General features: G+C 43.2%; 17 protein-coding genes. 10 read left to right on the top strand and 7 right to left on the bottom strand.

Annotation, left to right across the window (positions count from 1 at the left end):
* The first annotated feature begins 39 nt into the window (after nucleotides 1-39).
* The 4 genes from BLP33_RS13895 (at nucleotide 40) to BLP33_RS13880 (ending at nucleotide 3259) form a co-directional block, all read left to right on the top strand.
* The gene (locus BLP33_RS13895; RefSeq protein WP_090529336.1) at nucleotides 40-744 is read left to right on the top strand and encodes an SDR family oxidoreductase; all 705 of its coding nucleotides are present in this window, start codon (nucleotides 40-42) and stop codon (nucleotides 742-744) included.
* 33 nt (nucleotides 745-777) lie between these two features.
* Nucleotides 778-1377 carry a PspC domain-containing protein gene (locus tag BLP33_RS13890; protein WP_090529333.1) on the top strand — a complete coding sequence of 200 codons (600 nt, stop codon included), beginning with the start codon at nucleotides 778-780 and terminating at the stop codon, nucleotides 1375-1377.
* Nucleotides 1378-1381: 4 nt separating this feature from the next.
* Nucleotides 1382-2365 (top strand): LiaI-LiaF-like domain-containing protein, encoded by a 984-nt coding sequence (locus BLP33_RS13885; protein ID WP_090529330.1) that lies wholly within the window; start codon nucleotides 1382-1384, stop codon nucleotides 2363-2365.
* 210 nt (nucleotides 2366-2575) lie between these two features.
* On the top strand, nucleotides 2576-3259 hold the full coding sequence (locus BLP33_RS13880) for a carboxypeptidase-like regulatory domain-containing protein (RefSeq protein WP_090529327.1): 684 nt from the start codon (nucleotides 2576-2578) through the stop codon (nucleotides 3257-3259).
* Nucleotides 3260-3328: 69 nt separating this feature from the next.
* On the opposite strand, the gene BLP33_RS13875 is transcribed toward BLP33_RS13880, so the two are convergent.
* Together BLP33_RS13875 and BLP33_RS13870 are read right to left on the bottom strand one after the other, a co-directional pair.
* Nucleotides 3329-3952, bottom strand: a complete 624-nt coding sequence (locus tag BLP33_RS13875) for an NUDIX hydrolase (protein WP_090529324.1) — start codon at nucleotides 3950-3952, stop codon at nucleotides 3329-3331.
* A 139-nt stretch (nucleotides 3953-4091) separates the two neighbouring features.
* Nucleotides 4092-4838, bottom strand: a complete 747-nt coding sequence (locus BLP33_RS13870; RefSeq protein ID WP_139159989.1) for a hypothetical protein — start codon at nucleotides 4836-4838, stop codon at nucleotides 4092-4094.
* A 130-nt stretch (nucleotides 4839-4968) separates the two neighbouring features.
* Here BLP33_RS13870 and BLP33_RS13865 point away from each other — a divergent pair, with 130 nt between their 5' ends.
* A complete protein-coding gene (locus BLP33_RS13865; RefSeq protein WP_090529318.1) occupies nucleotides 4969-6228 on the top strand; it encodes a prephenate dehydrogenase in 1260 nt (419 codons plus the stop codon).
* Between the two features lie 259 nt (nucleotides 6229-6487).
* Here the strand turns inward: BLP33_RS13865 and BLP33_RS13860 are convergent, their stop codons facing one another.
* Nucleotides 6488-6898 carry a hypothetical protein gene (locus tag BLP33_RS13860; RefSeq protein ID WP_090529315.1) on the bottom strand — a complete coding sequence of 137 codons (411 nt, stop codon included), beginning with the start codon at nucleotides 6896-6898 and terminating at the stop codon, nucleotides 6488-6490.
* A gap of 27 nt (nucleotides 6899-6925) precedes the next feature.
* Complete coding sequence (locus tag BLP33_RS13855; RefSeq protein WP_090529313.1) at nucleotides 6926-7483, bottom strand: hypothetical protein; 558 nt, start codon at nucleotides 7481-7483, stop codon at nucleotides 6926-6928.
* A 332-nt stretch (nucleotides 7484-7815) separates the two neighbouring features.
* On the opposite strand from BLP33_RS13855, the gene BLP33_RS13850 reads away from it, so the two are divergent.
* Together BLP33_RS13850 and BLP33_RS13845 are read left to right on the top strand one after the other, a co-directional pair.
* Nucleotides 7816-9090, top strand: coding sequence for an IPT/TIG domain-containing protein (locus BLP33_RS13850; RefSeq protein ID WP_090529310.1), 1275 nt, complete (start codon nucleotides 7816-7818; stop codon nucleotides 9088-9090).
* A 92-nt stretch (nucleotides 9091-9182) separates the two neighbouring features.
* A complete protein-coding gene (locus BLP33_RS13845) occupies nucleotides 9183-9977 on the top strand; it encodes an ATP-grasp domain-containing protein (protein WP_090529307.1) in 795 nt (264 codons plus the stop codon).
* 98 nt (nucleotides 9978-10075) lie between these two features.
* Here the strand turns inward: BLP33_RS13845 and BLP33_RS13840 are convergent, their stop codons facing one another.
* Nucleotides 10076-10543: an SRPBCC family protein gene (locus BLP33_RS13840; RefSeq protein WP_090529304.1), complete on the bottom strand. Its 468-nt coding sequence runs from the start codon at nucleotides 10541-10543 to the stop codon at nucleotides 10076-10078.
* Between the two features lie 448 nt (nucleotides 10544-10991).
* Nucleotides 10992-11714: a hypothetical protein gene (locus BLP33_RS13830; RefSeq protein ID WP_090529297.1), complete on the bottom strand. Its 723-nt coding sequence runs from the start codon at nucleotides 11712-11714 to the stop codon at nucleotides 10992-10994.
* A gap of 195 nt (nucleotides 11715-11909) precedes the next feature.
* Between BLP33_RS13830 and BLP33_RS13825 the strand changes: the two genes are divergently transcribed.
* A complete protein-coding gene (locus BLP33_RS13825) occupies nucleotides 11910-12365 on the top strand; it encodes a winged helix-turn-helix transcriptional regulator (protein ID WP_217633161.1) in 456 nt (151 codons plus the stop codon).
* Between the two features lie 508 nt (nucleotides 12366-12873).
* Here the strand turns inward: BLP33_RS13825 and BLP33_RS13820 are convergent.
* Nucleotides 12874-13758, bottom strand: coding sequence for a hypothetical protein (locus BLP33_RS13820; protein WP_229701648.1), 885 nt, complete (start codon nucleotides 13756-13758; stop codon nucleotides 12874-12876).
* Nucleotides 13759-14361: 603 nt separating this feature from the next.
* Between BLP33_RS13820 and BLP33_RS13815 the strand changes: the two genes are divergently transcribed.
* Together BLP33_RS13815 and BLP33_RS13810 are read left to right on the top strand one after the other, a co-directional pair.
* Nucleotides 14362-14502 carry a hypothetical protein gene (locus tag BLP33_RS13815; RefSeq protein ID WP_175490012.1) on the top strand — a complete coding sequence of 47 codons (141 nt, stop codon included), beginning with the start codon at nucleotides 14362-14364 and terminating at the stop codon, nucleotides 14500-14502.
* A gap of 715 nt (nucleotides 14503-15217) precedes the next feature.
* Nucleotides 15218-16930, top strand: coding sequence for a hypothetical protein (locus BLP33_RS13810; protein ID WP_217633160.1), 1713 nt, complete (start codon nucleotides 15218-15220; stop codon nucleotides 16928-16930).
* The last annotated feature ends 76 nt before the right edge of the window (nucleotides 16931-17006 follow it).

Here is a 17006-nt window from a genome sequence, read left to right as displayed (position 1 = left end):
CATAAAGCTTCACTAACTATAAAAATTAATTTAAACAATATGAAAAACGTACTCATCACCGGTTCAACTAAAGGCATGGGCCGCTCAATTGCAATTGCTTTTGCTAATGAAGGATTAAACGTGGCAATTTGTTCGCGGAACGAGCAGGAATTATTGAATTTTAAAGATGAGCTTGAACAATTTGATGCCGGGGTAAAGGTTTTTGCTATGAAGGCCGATGGCAGTAATAAAGCCGAACTGCTGAAATTTGCAGCTGCAGCAGAAGCAGAATTTGGTTTTATTGATGTTGTAGTAAATAACCTGGGCACGTTCATCCCCGCAAGTATATTGGATGATAGCGAGGATACCCTTCAGGTACAGATGAATACCAACCTGATGCCGGCCTATGAGTTGTACCGTTATTTTGGTAAAACCATGGCAAAGGCGCATAAAGGCCACTTTTTTAATATATGTTCGGTAGCCGCTATAAACCCGGTGCCACAAGCGGGTAGTTACAGTGTAACAAAGTATGCGTTGTTAGGTCTAACAAGAGTAATGAGGCTCGAGATGCAGGAGCATGGTGTAAAAGTTACGGCCGTAATTCCGGGATCAACGTTAACGGATTCATGGAAAGGCGCGGTGGTTGACCCAAATACCATGGTGCTGCCCGAAGACATAGCATCGGCAATCATCAATATTTACAGGATGAGCCCCGGCGCCAATGTCGACGAAATCATCATCAAACCTGCGCCGGGCCAGTTATGATAAATCAACTTAAAACATAAACGAACATAAATTATGGAAAAGAAACTTCATCGCGATGAACACCGAAAGGTAATAGGCGGTGTTTGCGCGGGCCTTGCCGAGCACTTTGGCACGGACGTGGCAGTTATCAGGGCGATATTTTTGGTAACCCTTATTTTAAAAGGCTTTAGCTTACCTATATATATAGTACTATGGATAGTATTGCCCAAGAAAGGCTTTGACTTTACCCCCGGCGTTGATTACAGGGTACCTCCGCAGGATAACCCGTTTACAGGTGCTCCACAATCAGGACCATTTTACGACCCGAAATTTGCCGGCCGGTCTTTTAATCCTCCGCCATTTGTAAATCCTCCTAAAAAGCAGGCTTCAACAGTTGGGTTAATATTTGGCGTGGCGATGATCTTTTTGGGGTCGATATTTCTGCTTAACGAGCTTGACCTGATGCCCGACTGGGATTTTGAAAGCCTTTGGCCCGTAATGCTGGTAGGCGCCGGTATTGCCCTGATAATTTCAGGAGTAAAAAAACAGCCATGGGAAAAACAAAACTGGCATGCTAACGAGGTAACAGACGCTCCGGAAGCCGAACCTGCAAAAGAAGAAACTGAAACAAAAGATACACCTCCAACTATATAATATTATGAGAAGCGATAAACTTGTTCCGGGCGCGATCCTGGTATTGTTGGGAGTGGTATTCCTGCTGGATAACTTCCACGTAATAAATTTCGACTGGATGAACCTCCTGTATCTATGGCCTATATTTTTAATAATGGGGGGTATCAGCCTGGTATTTGCAGGCAACCGGTCGCCATTGGCTACTATTCTCAAGCTGGCGGTTGTAGTAGGCTGCTTTGCATTGCTGGTATTTGGCAACTTTGGCAAACGCTACCATTTTTGGCCAAATGCATGGACCTTCCACAGCGATGATTATAACAATGACGATGACGACGACACCGATACTACCAACACCGATCAGGGCGTGGTTAAAATAGGCGGCGATAAAACTTTTAAACAGGAGTATACTGCGGATATTAAACATGCCCGCCTTAACATCAGCGGCGGCGGTACCATATATAATTTAAGCGACAGCACTGCCGATTTGTTCAATGCCCAAACGCAGGAACTTTACGGTAAGTATACCTTTAACCATAGTAAGGATGATTCGGTATATGTGCTTAACCTTAATTTGAAAAATAATAAGGGTTTTCATTTTGACTCCGACGACCGCAAAAACAATAAGGCCGACATCAAATTAAACACCAATCCGGTTTGGGATATTGACGTAACTACAGGTGCAACAGATTTAAATTTTGATCTTTCAAAATTTAAAATAAAAAGCTTATCTTTAAAGGGCGGTGCAGCATCGTTTGATGTGAAGCTTGGAGCCCCTCTTACCAATACTAATATAGAGGTTTCAACCGGCGCGTCTGAGGTTACTATAAGGGTTCCAAAAGGTGCTGCATGCCGTATCACCTCCAATACCGGCCTCTCATCAAACGAGTTTGAGGGCTTTAGTAAAAAGAGTGATAACGACTACGAAACCGATGGCTTTGATGCCGCAAAAAACAGGATCCTGATCCATATGAGTGGTGGGATCTCTGATTTTAAAGTTAACCGATATTAACCTAAATCCTGAGTAAAACGATACCGGGACATAATACAACAATAATGACTTGCCATCCGCTCCATCAATTTGATGGAGCGTTTTTTTTGCACCATATGGTAATGCTGGTTCAGGGTTTTGTCATTTAAGACAAGGGTGGGGTTAAAAAGTGTTAAATTGAAAACCTTTGGTACAAAAAATAAGTTTAATTTACAGCACAAATAATCTACTATGAAATACCGATACCTTGTATTATTCGCATTACTGTTTTTAGCCTGCACCGTAAATGCCCAAACCGTTGTAAAAGGCACTGTTTTTGAGTTTGGTAAAAACAATAAAATGGGGGATGTTTTTGTGCGCGATAACCAGAACCGGCAGATGACCATTACCGATAGCAAAGGTAATTTCAGTATCCGTACCGAAACAGGGCATACACTTATTTTCAGTTCTCCGGGTTATGTATCGGATACCTTATATGTTACCGATTTTACCAATAAAAAAATAGAATTGGTTGCTCAAACCATAGCTTTAAAGCAGGTTAACATCAACGCCAAACGCGAAACTTTTGATGCTCATAAAGAATATCCCGAGGTATACACCCGGAGTAAAATTTATCCCCTATCCCCAACCTCTTGGTTTAGCAAGGAAGCAAAAGACGCCCGTCGTTTAAAAAAATATTTTAAGCACGAAGAAGAAGAGCGCCATGTAGACGAAGTGTTTACCATGAACTACGTGCAAAGCATTATTCCGTTGCGTGGCCGGGAGCTTGAAAATTTCATGACGCTTTACAGGCCGTCATACGCGTTCATCAAAAGTAACAGTGGTCCGTCGCTGGCGGTTTATATCAATGATTCGTACAAGAAGTATCTGGCACTACCGGCTGATAAACGTACGCTGCCTGATTTGAAAGAGTAGTTTTTTTAGTAGCAGCGACAGTTGCAGTAGCAGTTTGGGTTAGATATGAGTTGGCGCAGTTAGCATTAATCAATCTGCCCAAACGCTGATATCGTTAGTAATGATCTTTTGATAGAGCAGTTCGATTTGGCTTTTCAGGATCCGGTCTTCCGATAGTGGGGGCAGATTGTTGATGTCAAAATACTGAACATCCAGCACATCAAAGCCTTTATTAATTTCTGTGGTTATGGCTTTACAGTAGAAAACCATTTTATACACATAAAAAGGCTGTGGCGGGTGCGGGTGCATTTTTTTATCAAATACGGCCAGCAGCCTGTCGGCGGTAACCTGGAAACCGGTTTCCTCCCAAAACTCTTTTACTATGGTTTCCTTAGGTGTATAGCCTATATCGCCCCATCCACCGGGTAACGACCATTTTCCATCCCCGCTCTCTTTAGCCAGCAGGATCTTATTATCCGGCGAAAGCAGGATGCCACGCAAGTCAACTTTGGCAGTAGGGTAATCCGTTGCCTGGGGAAATAGCATATTGATGGTCTCTGCACCATAGCCGCTTACCTCATCAAACATTTTAGTGCTCAGGTGTTGCAGTTCCTGGTAACGTTCAATATCGTATTCGTTTTTGGCGTATAGCAGACCTGTATCGGCAACGGAACGTAATTGAGTTATGAGAGAAAGCAGGTTGGTATTGGGCATGATGTTTATAAAATTATGTCATTGCGAGGAGCGGGGCTGCCTGTGTGTATGGCGCGACGCGGCAATCTCGCAGCAAGGCGTATGCGATTGCCACGCTTCGCAATGACATGAAGTATGTGTAATTCTGAAATCAAAAAAATTATCCTCTGCCTAACAGCTCATCAAGCTTATTGCGTTCGGTTTGAAGTTCGCGGGCAAGCTTCTTTTCTTTTTCGTTGGCTTTAGCTTTATAGGCTTTGTATTCTTCGTCAAGCTCTTCGTAAAGCTTGATGCGGTATTTAGCTTCGCGGCTGTGTGCACCCGAGCGGGCTATCACGATAACGGCAACTACCCCAAATACAATAACCAGTCCCCACATTACCAGGTTGTATGTTGCTTTGGTAAACGGAATGCCTAATAGGCTTATCTCATCGCGTTTGGCGTTTGATTCGTTGAGGGCTTGTTCCTTATTGCTTGCGTCAGATTTAAGGCTTTCAACATTTTTACCCTGTTCGGCAAGTTTGGCCCGGGCCTCTTTAAGCTGGCGGCGCTCGGTGTTCAGGGTATCCTTCATGTTTTTCCACAGGGCGGCAACCAGCGGCTGCTGATAGTGGTATAGTTTGCTGAGCAGGTATTTGTACTGGCCATTAAGGCTTTTATCTTTTTGCAGGGCCGAATCGGCAGCAGCACTGATTTTGGGCAGGGTATAAGCAGATTTAGTAGGTTGTTGCGATGTTACAGCCGGATTTTTAAGCGCTGCCGGGCTCGATCTTACAATGGGCGGAATAGCATTAGGCTTTAAGGCAGCGGTTTTCTTCCTGGTGCTGTCCTGTGCAAAAGTTGCCGCAACACTGCCCGTTATCATCGCTATTAAAACCGTTATCGTAAGTAGTAAATGCTTGTTCATCAAATGTAAAATTAGGTATATGCTATTAACAAAACAGGATGTTTACGGTTTTTATTATATACACCCTGCGTTTTTGAGGCTAAAATAAGCTTTCGTACGTAATTAACCTACTCATAGTTATATTAGCGGCATGAATATAGGTATTATTGGGTTAGGCGACATGGGCCGCCTGTACGCAAAGGCTTTCGCAAAGGCCGGTTACACCGTTTCGGGCTGCGACCTGCCTGCCAACCGTGAAAAGCTTGAAGAAGAGCTTAAGCCCCACGGCATCACCGTTATGGATCACGGCAGCGACGTTGCCCGCATCAACGACCTGATCATCTATTCGGTTGAGGCCGATAGCATGGAGCGTGTGGTTGCCGAGTATGGCCCTTCAACCAAGTACGGCGCTATAGTGGCCGGGCAAACTTCGGTTAAGTCCCCGGAGATTGCCACCTTTGAAAAGCACCTGCCTGCCGATGCCCAGATAGTTACTTTTCATGGCATGCACGGCCCGGGGTTTGAACCCGCCGGGCAAACCCTCATCCTGATCCCGCACCGCTCAACGCCCGATGCCTACCAGCGCATGTACGACCTGTTTACGGCCATTGGCAGCAATATAGTTGAAATTGCCGACTACCACGAGCACGACCGCATCGTAGCCGATACCCAGGCCGTTACCCACGTTGGTTTTGAGAGCATGGGCACAGCCTGGAAATCGGCCGGGTTTTTCCCCTGGGAAAACGCTTCATATATTGGGGGGATAGATAATGTGAAGATCCTGACCACCCTCCGCATCTTCAGCTATAAGGCCCACGTTTATGCCGGGCTTGCTATCCTCAACCCGTATGCCCGCCAGCAGGTGAAGCGCTATGCCGAATCGGAGTCGGAGTTGTTTAAGCTGATGATCAAGGAAGAAGCCGATGCGTTTAAGCAGCGCCTTTACCGCGCGCGTGACTTTGTTTTTCACGAAAGCCGCAAGCCTATTATGCTCAATGATACGGTGATGAAGGAGTTCTCGCTGTCACAGCATGCCGATCATCAAAAGCCAAACTCGCACCTCAGTATCCTGAGCATGGTTGATGCCTGGTACCACCTCGGCGTTAATCCCTATGATAACCTCATTTGCCAAACCCCGCCCTTCCGTCTGCGCTTGGGTATTGCCGAATACCTGTTTAAGAACGAAGAGCTGCTGGAAGAATCACTGGAAACAGCCCTGTACGATAAAACCATCCGCGGCGATGACCTGGAGTTTCACTCGGCGGTGAGGGAATGGTCGGCTATTATTGGATATGGGGATATGGAGGGATATAAGAAACACTTTAACGATACGCAGGCATTCTTTAGCCACCGGCTTGAAGAGGGCAAAGCGCAAAGTGCGGAGCTGATCCGCAGGTTGATGATGGAGTAGTTTGGTATTAGTGATTAGAGATTAGGGATTGATTGGCAGGTGTTCAATTTTTTAAGGTGTGAACACTTGTTGTTTTTTGTAATCTGATTGTTGTTGATAATCAGTTGTTTATAAATTCTGTAAAATCATCTATTCGCTGTTTTGAACAGGTTGGTGTTGATAGTCAGTTAGTTGTAATTTTGGCTCGTAAAATGTTGAACACCCTGTTTTTGAAAAATTGAACACTGACATTGGTTGTAAGCTTTCAGAAAAGCTAAGGTCATTTCAAATATTCTGATATTATATCAAATTGTTGTTCAGAGACTGCGAAAACATCTCTTCTATCTTGGTTTTTGTCATGAAATGCATAGAATATCTCGATGCTTTCCTGATTCAAAATTTTTTTAAGATAGAGCATTTCAAATCTTCGTTTTGATTGATAGATCTTATTATCATTAACCGAAAAGTAATTCAAAGTAAAGAAGTTATCTGTTTTCCATTTTGAGGTACGGTGATATTTAACGAAATAAACTCTTTCAAAGGAAGGATGTTCTAAAATATTGTCGATAACACAATGGTCTGAAATTAAATGGTTTTCGAGGTATATAGAGCAAATCCATGGGCCGCCCATGTTAATGATCTGCTCTATATTCTCTATATTAAATTCTAAGCCACAAAGTTTTTTCTTCATTGTATCAGGGAATATATCAGCAAATGGCTAACTATAGGATTCAAGGAACTCAGCTATAGTATCTTCACTATCCATGTTCAGAATAGCATTTGCTAATTTTACTTGCCCTTTAGCTAACGCAATTGCTGTTAATGCTGTTGTTGCTAAATCTAAATCCCAATATTGGCTCATAGCAAGTTTTGCAAGCTCTGCCAAATCTTCAATAGCTTTCTTATAATTTGGCTTTAATTTAGTAGGTAAAAGTGGATTGTCCTTGTGCCTTTGTATTTCAATGACGGAAACAAGGCCAAGGATATTATAATCCACAATCTGTTTTTGTAATGATATTCGAACTAAATGAGGAACTGAATAATATGAGGCTAAACCAACGTCTCCCTGATGGTGTAGCTCGTTCCATAGTTCTTGATAGATTTGGTTAACAGTTTGTTTATTGTCTGCAAGTTCAAGTTTCTTCAAGGCTATTGAAGCATCATATAATGTTCCTCTGTAACCGCCTTCTAAGGTTGACCATCTTGGGTCGTCAAGTTCCAATGCAGGCTCATCTACTGATTTCTTAGGGAAGAAGTCGCCTAACTTTATTGTCATAAGGTTATTTGTTTCTCAAATATATAATAAACTAATGTAGCTTCTCCCATCGGGATCAGTTATTGGTACTCACAATGTTGTCGTATACATAGATCAACAACGCCGGTTAAGTTGAAGGCTTAACTTATTTTAGGACGATTTGTACTATCGCTAAACTTCAACCAGTGATGTGTTTTGATAATCAACGCGTTACTGGTTGGTGCTTTTAAAGTGGAACACTGACAGGATGGTGTCAGTCTTAATAATTTCAATTATGCGCGACACTTATCTGACTGTCCTTATTTCCGGCGATAAATAGCTACATTTGTTTCCTAAACCAATCTAAACTATATATGCGCAATTTTTATCCTGTAAAGGCAATTTCAAACCTCGTTGTTATATCCGCTTTTTCAATTTTGCTCATCTCCTGTTCAAAATCGCAACCCAAGCCACCCATTAATCCCGAATTGCCGATTACCATAACAGCATTTGCTCCTGCCAAGGGCTTACCCAATACCGTGGTAACTATAACAGGAACAAACTTTAACACTACTATAGCTAACAACACGGTTACGTTTAACGGTGTTACTGCCAAAATTAATTCGGTAACAGCAACTCAAATTGTGGCAACGGTACCCGCAACGGCAGCCACCGGTAAAATAGAATTACTTAGTAACGGAAAAAAGGCGGCGTCGGCTACAGGTTTTACCGTTACAACAGGAGCAATGACTGATTTTACATCTCTTGGAGCTATAAATATTGATCAAATTAAGTTTGATGGCACAGGACGTATGTTTGGTGCCGACGGTACTAATGTGTATGAAATAAAACCGGATGCGCAAGAGGTATATTACACTAATACTTCTGTGAGTAATTTCACGGGTTTCGCTGCCGACGAACAGGGCAATTTATACATACCAGTTGCAGGCACGATATTGAAAGTATCGCCCGGAAAAAATGTATCTGTTTTAGCTGGTAGTGCTACCAGTACCGGATTAGCAGATGGTGCTGGAGCCGTTGCAAAATTAGGTTCTCAGTCAATTGATTTACCTATTAATGCGGCAGGGAATTTGTATTATCTAAGCAGTGGCGGTTGTGTGTTTAAGGTCACTCCCGCAGGAGTTGCTACAATTATTGCAGGTGGTAAAACCGGAGAGCAGGGATATGTTGACGGGAAAGGAAGTGCTGCGAGGTTTGGTGTTATGACCAGAGGAACTGCCGATCCAACAGGTAATGTTTATATAGTTGATGCCGATCATTTCCGAATTCGTAAAATTACTCCCGAGGGCGAAGTTAGTACTGTTATAGGTAATGGAGCATTTGGCCTTACCGATGGCGAGGGAACAAATGCACAAATATTCGGTCCTCAATCATTGGTATCAGACGCAGAAGGTAATATATTTTTTAGCGATGCTGATTTTGAAAACCATCTCTACAGGATAAGGATGCTCAATAAATTAGGCCAGGTGATAACCCTTATTTCTGGTAACACAACAAATGGCATTGTTAACGGCGCTCTTGGAACAGCCACTACCAATCGTCCTTTGGGGCTTGCCTTTGATTCTACCGGAAATCTTTATATAGTGAACTCCGGGGTACACAAAATAAGCAAGGTCACCTTTAATTAGGGTGGGGTGAAACGATTGGTTTTATATAGCCGTAATTGACTCTGCCAGAATGATGGCCGATCAGTAAATATTCAATAAACAAAAGTAATGCTATGGACAAGATACGCATCCTGGTAATTGGCCTGGAAGAAGCCGAAGTAAATGCACTTAAACAAAGTTTAAATTTTAACTACCTGATGGTGCATTATGACCTGGTACCCCAGGTGAAACTTATTGAGGGGCAGCTATATGTTGAAAGTTCATCTATACCAGGAAAGTATTTGCTCGTTAACAAAGTGATATTTCATGGTATTTACAAGGATGATCTCGATTTCATTACGCTATTGGCCATGTGGAACGGGCCATGTCTGCCTAATGCGCTTGGCATGATGGATCTGCGCCAACGCATCCCCGGCTTGGTAAGGGCCTTGTCGGTATCGAAATTTTCGGGCATCAAACGCGGAATGGTTATCGGCGAGCAGGAATACAATTCAGAAACAGAAGTTGTTGCCAAATGGGGCATATGGCATTGTGGTGAAGATAAAAATAAATTTAACGGCGACTGGACAAGTACAGAAACATCCGTTATTGAAGAATTTATTGATGGCGAAGCTGTACGCATCATGATAGTGGGTGATAAAAACTGGCAGATCAGGCTTACAGGCGACACCTGGCTAAAATCAATCCATAACGAAGGTTCATGGGAAATGGAGATAGATCAGGAACTATTGCTTGATAGCACGGCTATAGCCAAACACTTTAATCTCCAAACCGTGGGCGTTGATTACATTATTGGTAAAAACGGCGAAAGGTACCTGCTGGAAGTTAACCATATTCCAAACGTTACAGTTTTTCCTTTTGTAAATAAAGCGTTTATTGAGTATGCTGGTGAGTGGATGGTTTCATAATACAGAAGTAGAAATTTACTCACTGTATAAAAAAATATATCATTGGCTTGCCACATGTGCGAGCCAATGATATGAAAACAGATATACCAAATCACGCATTACTGCGCCGCTGACATTGTTTTGCTTGCCGTAGCTGTATTTATCCAGTTCAGCAACCGCTCCTGGATGTATTGTGTCCATGCCGGTGCGCAGGCGTGATAACATTCAAATTCTGGTACCAGTCCAACGTGGGTAAATACAATTTTTGTCGCATCGCCCTCTGCAAAAATTTCAAAGCAAAGTTTGGTGCCGGTCCACTCGGTTTGGTTTTGTGTAAAAGTTAGCTTGCTATCGGTAATCAGCCAGGCTATTTTCTTGTTGGGGACCAATTCAACAAGTTTTTGTTTGGTGTAGTGCGCCCCGTCGCCGGCAAAGAATGAAAACTCGTCGCCAAGTTTTTCCGACTCGCCTTCAAATATTTCCGAATGCAGGCCTGACCACCATCCCCGGACATTTTTTAACGCATCAAAAACTTCTTCAGGGCTGTGGTTTACCAATAAGGTTGTTGTGAAATCTGTAGTTGTCATTTTTTTGATCTTTAAGTTGAATAATTCGTTATTTAACAGGCCTTGTTAAAATGGGTAACTTCAAAGTTACGTAAATGTATAGGTAACTTTTGAGTTACGCAATTTTTTCTGGAAATTTTTTATTGCTTCATTTTGAGGGCGATGTGTGTCGCGTGTTTTTATTGAGGGTATTGGCACAGACACCCTTGCGGGGCAGCGACAGGCGTGAATGGGGCGTAATAAGCACAAGGTTAAGCTGAAAGCTCAAACCATTTGCCGGAATAAAAGATCGTGAGTTTTGTGATGATGTAGAATAGCATGCGGGCCACACGCGCCAGCGAGGGGGATCGGGAGCTGGCCATCTTAATTGCGCCTCGTATATGGTAAACATAGCGCGATCAGAAAAAAATCGTTTTAAAAAGGTAAAGCCAGCAAATGCCGGCTTTATGTTATAAAGCATGGTCAATGCTTAACTCAATTTTATATCACTTAATTCAATGGAAATGAATAGCGGGGCAGGAACCAAAGCGGTATTATCTTCATTCCGCTTGTAAACATGCCTGCTTGTTGGAAACTTTATACCTTGAACTTCTGTATAATCGGCCACATAATGCACGGAAGCCGCATTGTTAAGGATCTCGACATTGTAATCATGTCTCTTGAGAAGGCCTGTTTCATCAATATAGAATACCTGTTCCCTGCCATGAGTAGCAATGTCTTCGGGGAAGGTAACATGCAATCGTCTTAAAACCTCACCATTTTCAGTCCATGGTTCCAGTTCCTTTACCTCATACCCAGGCTCTGCAAGGCAAAATGGCGCATTTAAATAGGTCCACATTGCGTAACCGCTAAAATAAGTTACCTGGAGTTTTGACCAGGGGGTTTCTGTTACATATCCCTTAAAACTGTTTCGCGGAAAATAAAGCTGATCAACCAATAGGTCATTGTCGTCGATGATGGCAACTTTATGTGCTTCAAACGTATTGTGCCAATCTTCTTTTAAGAAAGGATAAAAAGAAACATGTTGCTTTGTTGTGCTTGACAAGACATTGATATCATCCATTATACCCGGTACCTGCTTAAATGCCCAGGTGACACCGCCAATCTTAAGGTGCGCGGATATGTTTTTAAATTTTTTCCAGTTATCTAAGCCGCCATGGGCGTCGATCGTAAATTTCAAGAGGTCGTTCATATAAGAGTTATTTGCTTTGTTTGTCTAAAGAAACTAAACGTGCATTTGTAGTTGCTTTTTGCAAGTGCAAATATAGATATATTTACTTGTTATTTGCAAGTGCAAATTTCTTCGTTGATTTTTTTATCGCCCGTTTTATATTTAAATTTGCGCTTGTGATCAGCAAGCGCAATGGTTGTTGACGATTACGACGATATGATAAAAAAAATAAAGAAACGTTCGGCTTGTCCGATCAGCTTCAGCCTTGACTTTCTCGGTGATAAATGGACGCTGCTCATCATCCGTGACATTCTGCTTAACAATAAAAATACCTTTGGCGAGTTCATTCAGTCGGCTGAGGGTATCGCGACCAATGTGTTAACAGATCGGTTAAAAATGCTGGAAAACGAAGGGTTCATTATGAAATACCCGGTTCCCGGTAAACCGAGGGTGGCCTATTGTCTTACGGAGAGGGGTGTCGGGCTTATCCCGATCATTATGGAAATGGCCCTTTGGGGAGTCTCAGAAAATAACACCGAGATCAAAAAGGAATTGACGGCGGCACTCAAAAACGACAAGGCAGGTGTTATATCGGCATTGGCGACTAAACATTTGGAGATATACGGGCAAAGGAAGGAATCAAGGATAGAACCGGACCTTCCCAGCGCCTAATGATCAAACATCCTGTGCTGAAATTTCAAATTTTCCTTGCTCTGACATTGGCAGTTTAGTTTTCATTAAATTAGATGAACCAGGTGCAGGCAAGCTATTTTTAAGGGGAGGCCAAAGCCCGAACTCAACGGGGATGACCTGTCGGCCTAAATAATGATCCTGCTTAGGCACTGTACCACATCGTCCAGCTTCGCAGAAGCAAAGTAGTCGATCCTTAGGCTGGCGGAAGCGTGTCCTTATCCGACGTATTGTCTTTTTTATAGCTGAACTATTATCGGAAATGAAAGATTGTGAGTTGGTGATGACGTAAATTTAACGTGCGAGGCGCAAGCGACACGTGTGCGCCGGCGAGGGTTTGGCTTATGATAATAATTTCTTATCAATCAATAAGGCACTCGTATGTTGCGGCATACATGACGTGCCTTTATTATGTAAGGAAAAAGGAATTTTTTGATTAAATGCAGAAAACGCCAGGCGGAGGTAAGCCTGGCGTTTGAAAACTGTATTACTACTTAACTTTTATTTCGATGTTATATGCGGTTCCTTTGTGTTTGTAAGCAACGCTAAACGTGCTATCTGTAAAGCTTGCTAATTGAAATACATTGTTATTACTTTCACCCTTCAATTGAGCAGTTACTAATACAATTCCGCTATCGAATGTAACATTAGATAGTGTGAAAGGCTTTTCGATATCATCTAATGATACATCTGTATCACTGGCGCCTAATTCATATTTTTTTACAGCAATGAAATCTGTTTTAGATCCGATCAGCTGTTTAAACTTTTCATAATCCGGTAAAACATTAGAGTAGCCTACGCCGGTTAGATTTGTTTCGGCTGTAGAACCGCTTTGAAAATAACCTCCGTATTTATTGCCTTCCGTACGTTGATTTGTAAGATAAACGATGTTCGCTCCAAACATGGCCGCTTGAATCTTCATTTTATGATATGCTCTGTCTTTTACTCTTTCCTGGCTGGAGAATACGGTTGTTCCTTTAGCTTTTGAACTTACATCGGTTAGTTTATAAAGGCCCCGAACTTCGCTTTCAACAGCAGTAATAGCAACTTTATCATAATCCATAACGCCGTTAATGGTTTTATACGACGTAGCTTCTGCAAAAGTCTGGACACGGCCGCTTTTGAAAACTATCTTTTGTATGGTGTTTTTATAAACGGAATTTAGTAAGTCTTCGCCGGGATAGGAATACTTAACTGCATCTGGTGTGATCTCTTTTACGTTGCAGGCTATTTTGGCGTTATTGGAAATAATTGTGTCAACTTGAGCTTTGCTTACCAGTGAAAAAGTACTGAAGAAAATTATTAAAGCTAATGTTTTAAATGAGAGCAGAAGGGACGGATTTCGGCCAGCTCCGAAACTTAAGATTTGGTTCATGATATGTTTAAGTTAATTAAGTCGTCAAATATAACAAAGCCTGCTTAAATAAGCTATCATGCACGCAATTAATTGATTGAAGGGCTTTGGTGGTTTCAACAGATCTGCTAAAGGTAGTTTAAATACCTGCAACTATTCCGTTTCGGGTTTTAAATAGGATTGAGAACCCGTGTAATAATATCCATTTGCTGACGCACGCGTGTGTGTGTTCTTATTGAGTCTCGCCAATCTATTGCAATCAACTTAGTTATCTATACATGGTATTGATATACGCGACACTCATGTATCAACGGGAAGGTGAGTGAGTCCGTGATCAGCAGCCTGGTAAGCTATGAAGCTGTTAAAATTGAATCGAATTATTTATGTATCCTAATAAAATCATTGCCGTTGGTTTTAGTGGCTGTTGCACAACATTAAAGCCAACGGTAATGAATGTTTCGCGTGTTGTAAAACGAATAAATAAATGTTTTTTGTAGAGACGCGTGTGATGCGTCCCCCGCTCCCGCAAGCGTCCTCGCTTGTGGGCACCATGCTAAGTTGTAAGAGGGCTTTTCACATTGTATACCTGAACGCGGGCCACAAGCGAGGACGCTTGCGGGAGCGATGATTTTAAACTTGAAAGCCACTGCTATTGACGGCCTTAGTGAGCAACAGTTTAAAGAAATTGCTGAAGGTGCAAAAGCAAATTGTATCATCTCCAAAGCCTTGAATGTGCCTATTTCACTGGATGTAATTTACGCTTAAGTAAATTTTGCTTTGGTATGCTATTCAGAGGACCGGTGAAGCCGGTCCTTTGTTTTTATGTTGAATGCTGTCATTTTTAATAACCGCCACGGGTTACGATTTAAGAATAATATAAATTTCACCGCTACCGCAAGGCAATGTCATTAAGTTATGGAACATTCCCAGAGGGGGAACCGGTTGTAGCAATATATTATACCGAACACAACCGTGCCAGAGGTACGGAACACCGGAGTTGTGTACCTCTGGCACACTAAAAACACTGTTTATTTGATTTCTACAAACCTTTTGCACCTCTGGTGCAACCTGTCAATCCCTGTCTTTACATTGAACCTAAACGCGGGCTACAAACGAGGACGCTTGCAGCAGCGATGGGACCAAACTTCCTACCACGTTAGGGATTGCAGCGGAAAACCCACAGCTTGGGCAGGCATTAGTGATCGGGGCAAAGCGAGGATTTGCAGCGGAAAGCCCGGGCCGCAGGCAACGCCATTAGCTGCTTCAGGAGGGGGTTGAATATCTCATTAAAACCCTGAGTTCCTAAATAAACGATTCCACCCTTTCTTCTTATTTACATTTATCTGTCTTCAGCTCAACAAAATATACTATCCAGCCCAAATCAATTCCCTCATCCATTCCTGCCTATAATACCTTATATTAGTATAGGTTTTCGTAACCAGCCAATTGTATTCCGGTTTCTCATTTTAAAAAGTCGAACATGAAAAAGGTATCGCTGTTATTTGTGTTCCCTGTGGTGTTGTTCGCTACCTATTTGTTTGCGTTCCAGGGAAAAAAATTAAAAGTATCGGGCAAAACAAAACCGGCAATCCCGGTAATGTGCGGATCGGGTATAGTGCAGGATGCAGATACGGCGGGGAACGGCAAATTTATACAGCGCTTGCCCGGCTGGGGGCATCATAATTATGCCATAACTGCCCATAATGACAGCGCCCGGTTTTATTTTAACCAGGGCTTAACTATGTATTACAGCTATCACATGAAGGAGGCATTCGCGTCGTTCAAAGAAGCGTCGCGCTTTGACCCCTCGGCTGCCATGGCTTACTGGGGGCAGGCTTTAAGCCAGGGCCCTTACTATAACGCAGGCGGGCCGTATGTTGCGCCCGCCGGTTTGCCTGCTGTTTTGAAACAAATGAACGCTGTTGCCGGCAGTGCCCCCGAAAAGGAAAAAGCCTTGATAGCGGCGATGAACCTTCGTTACCCGCAGGGGGGCACCAACGCAAGCGACAATGAAGCTTATGCACAGGATCTGAAGAAACTGATGCAGGCTTACCCAACCGATGCCGACCTTAAGATGCTGTATATCGACGCGGTAATGCTCATTCACCCCTGGGATTTTTGGGCGCCCGACGGTACCGATAAACCCTGGACAGCCGAACTGGTTACCTTGTGTAAAGGCGTTTTAAATACCAATCCGGAGCACCCGGCGGCGCTGCATTATTATATCCATTTAACCGAGGCTTCGCGTAACCCCGGCGCCGCGCTGGCCAATGCAGGGGCTTTAAAAAGGTTGTTCCCCGGTATCGGGCATATGGTGCATATGGCCAGTCATGTTTATCAGCGCAATGGTTTGTATTTTCAGGGTGTTGACGTTAATGAAAAAGCAGCAAAATGTATTGTTACTTATGCCGCCCTGGCGCCCAATTTAAAGCTCACAAAAATAAACTCTCATTTTTACGCTGTCGAAACACTTTGTGCCTTTAACGGGGCTATGTACGAGCGAGGGATGGAAGCGGCCCAACGCTGCCGCAATGCGGTAAAACCTTCGGCAGGCGATACTTATTCGCAATATCTGTACATGATGCCCGTATTTACGATGATGCGCCTTGGCAAATGGCACGAACTGCTGAAAGACAGCGTTGGCCCCAATGGCGACTGGGCTTATGCGCAGGTGTTATACCATTTTGCCCGCGGAATGGCATTTCTGTATACGGGCGGGCAGGATTCGGCCGTGGCCCAGCTTGCTTTATTGCGTGGCAGGCTTGATGATGCCTCTTTAAAACAGCGGCATATTCCTTTTAATATCGCGCTGGATGGCGCCACTGTTGCCGAAAATATATTGGATGGTGCTATTTTACTTGGCCGCAATAAGTTTGATGATGGCATGGCAGCTTTAAAAAAAGCAGTGCAAACAGAAGATAACATGATTTACTCGGAGCCTGCCGAGTGGCCTATCCCGGCAAGGCAGTTTCTCGGGGCCTACCTGCTCAAAACCGATTATAACCCGCAGGCCGAAAAAGTTTTCCGCGAAGACCTGGAACGTAACCCGGGTAACGGCTGGTCGATGCTGGGAATGTACCAAAGTTTAAAGGCGCAAAACCGTACTGAAAAGTTGCCTTATTACAAGGCGGGCTTCACGCGCTCGTTTTCGCATGCCGATGAGGTGCCCGTAAGTTCGGTGGTTATGAATTAAGGTAATGTTCCGGGCGACAGGTGCGGTGCCGGTTTTTGTTGGTTAGCTTTCGGGGAAAAATCTAAATACTTTTGTA

It is taken from the genome of Mucilaginibacter sp. NFR10 (assembly GCF_900100445.1).
Classification (GTDB): domain Bacteria; phylum Bacteroidota; class Bacteroidia; order Sphingobacteriales; family Sphingobacteriaceae; genus Mucilaginibacter; species Mucilaginibacter rubeus.
The sequence above is the reverse complement of the archived record's forward strand: the minus strand, read 5'-3'. Positions and strand labels throughout refer to the sequence as shown.

Excerpts from the sequence above, each read along its gene's own strand:
- BLP33_RS13895 (WP_090529336.1), top strand. The coding sequence starts at position 40 with ATGAAAAACGTACTCATCACCGGTTCAACTAAAGGCATGGGCCGCTCA.
- BLP33_RS13890 (WP_090529333.1), top strand. The coding sequence starts at position 778 with ATGGAAAAGAAACTTCATCGCGATGAACACCGAAAGGTAATAGGCGGT.
- BLP33_RS13885 (WP_090529330.1), top strand. The coding sequence starts at position 1,382 with ATGAGAAGCGATAAACTTGTTCCGGGCGCGATCCTGGTATTGTTGGGA.
- BLP33_RS13880 (WP_090529327.1), top strand. The coding sequence starts at position 2,576 with ATGAAATACCGATACCTTGTATTATTCGCATTACTGTTTTTAGCCTGC.
- BLP33_RS13875 (WP_090529324.1), bottom strand. The coding sequence starts at position 3,952 with ATGCCCAATACCAACCTGCTTTCTCTCATAACTCAATTACGTTCCGTT.
- BLP33_RS13870 (WP_139159989.1), bottom strand. The coding sequence starts at position 4,838 with ATGAACAAGCATTTACTACTTACGATAACGGTTTTAATAGCGATGATA.
- BLP33_RS13865 (WP_090529318.1), top strand. The coding sequence starts at position 4,969 with ATGAATATAGGTATTATTGGGTTAGGCGACATGGGCCGCCTGTACGCA.
- BLP33_RS13860 (WP_090529315.1), bottom strand. The coding sequence starts at position 6,898 with ATGAAGAAAAAACTTTGTGGCTTAGAATTTAATATAGAGAATATAGAG.
- BLP33_RS13855 (WP_090529313.1), bottom strand. The coding sequence starts at position 7,483 with ATGACAATAAAGTTAGGCGACTTCTTCCCTAAGAAATCAGTAGATGAG.
- BLP33_RS13850 (WP_090529310.1), top strand. The coding sequence starts at position 7,816 with ATGCGCAATTTTTATCCTGTAAAGGCAATTTCAAACCTCGTTGTTATA.
- BLP33_RS13845 (WP_090529307.1), top strand. The coding sequence starts at position 9,183 with ATGGACAAGATACGCATCCTGGTAATTGGCCTGGAAGAAGCCGAAGTA.
- BLP33_RS13840 (WP_090529304.1), bottom strand. The coding sequence starts at position 10,543 with ATGACAACTACAGATTTCACAACAACCTTATTGGTAAACCACAGCCCT.
- BLP33_RS13830 (WP_090529297.1), bottom strand. The coding sequence starts at position 11,714 with ATGAACGACCTCTTGAAATTTACGATCGACGCCCATGGCGGCTTAGAT.
- BLP33_RS13825 (WP_217633161.1), top strand. The coding sequence starts at position 11,910 with ATGATAAAAAAAATAAAGAAACGTTCGGCTTGTCCGATCAGCTTCAGC.
- BLP33_RS13820 (WP_229701648.1), bottom strand. The coding sequence starts at position 13,758 with ATGAACCAAATCTTAAGTTTCGGAGCTGGCCGAAATCCGTCCCTTCTG.
- BLP33_RS13815 (WP_175490012.1), top strand. The coding sequence starts at position 14,362 with ATGATTTTAAACTTGAAAGCCACTGCTATTGACGGCCTTAGTGAGCAA.
- BLP33_RS13810 (WP_217633160.1), top strand. The coding sequence starts at position 15,218 with ATGAAAAAGGTATCGCTGTTATTTGTGTTCCCTGTGGTGTTGTTCGCT.